This window comes from Phenylobacterium sp. (genome assembly GCF_030693805.1).
Lineage (GTDB): Bacteria > Pseudomonadota > Alphaproteobacteria > Caulobacterales > Caulobacteraceae > Phenylobacterium.
The window spans coordinates 1-1197 of sequence record NZ_JAUXZW010000040.1; the positions used below are offsets into that span (position 1 = coordinate 1).

Sequence of the window (1197 nt, forward strand, 5' to 3'; positions counted from 1 at the left end):
GAGCCGCGAGCAGGTGCTGCAGCGTCTCGCCCGCAAGGCGGATGCGCTGCCTTCCACGGTGCACACGCTGCGCGTCTACAACGACGGCACGCCCGCTGAGGGCGTGGACGCCTTTGTCGAGTTGTTGCTGGGGCTGTGCGCCCCGCTGACGCTGCGGCCTTTGGCCTTGTTGACGCAAGAGCCCCTGTGTGTGGTGCACGCCGATGACTTTGTTGAGGGCGGCATGTTGGAGGTGGCAGCGGTGCACGCGGGCCGTTGCGAACGCCTGCGCGTGCCGGTGGTGGTGGGCACCGACGGCCAATGGGTACCGCCCGGCCACATCGGGCTGGACGCGCGCTCGGCCGAGCGCTTGGGCGCGCCGGCGGGCGCGGCCTTGCTGGCCCGCTCGGTGGCGCCCGCGCGCGAGCGTGACTTGCTGCGCAAGAAGATCGGCGGCGAAGCCCTGACCGAAGGGGAATACCGGCGCCTGATGCGCGAGGTGGTGGACGGCCGCTTCGAGCGCACGGAACTCGCGGCCTTTCTGGTGTCGGCCACTCAAAGCCTGAGCGATGGCGAGGTCCAGAGCCTGGCGCGTGCCCGTGCGGCACTGGCGCAGACCCTGAGCTGGGACGAACCCATGGTGGTGGACAAACACGCCATCGGCGGCGTGCCGGGCAGCCGCATCACCCTGATTGTGGTGCCCATCGTGGCGGCCTTTGGCCTGGCCATGCCCAAGACCTCCTCACGCGCCATCACCTCGGCGGCGGGCACGGCCGATGCCATGGAAACACTGGCCCGTGTCGACCTCACCGCCGCAGAGGTGGCGGCCTGTGTGCGCTCGGCGCGCGCCTGCATCGCCTGGAACGGCCGCCTCAACCACTCGGTGCTGGACGACGTGATGAACGCCATCACGCGCCCCTTGGGGCTGGACTCGGCGCGCTGGGCGGTGGCATCCATCCTGTCCAAGAAAAAAGCGGCCGGTGCGACCCATGTGGTGGTCGATCTGCCCTGCGGCCCCCGCACCAAGCTGCCGACCGAGGCGGCCGCGCACGAACTGGCCCACTTGTTTGAACGCACCGGCCGGGCGCTGGGGCTGGAAGTGCGCGCCCTGGTGACCGATGGCAGCCGCCCCATAGGTCGCGGCGTGGGCCCGGCGCTGGAGGTGCGTGACGTGCTCGCCATCCTGGGCGGGCGGGCCGATGCGGCGCAAGACCTGCG

At 70.9% G+C, this 1197-nt stretch carries 1 protein-coding gene; it reads left to right on the plus strand.

The features are described 5' to 3' along the window. A partial coding sequence (locus Q8M88_RS01785; protein ID WP_305594483.1) for a hypothetical protein occupies positions 1–1197 on the plus strand: 1197 nt, incomplete at both ends.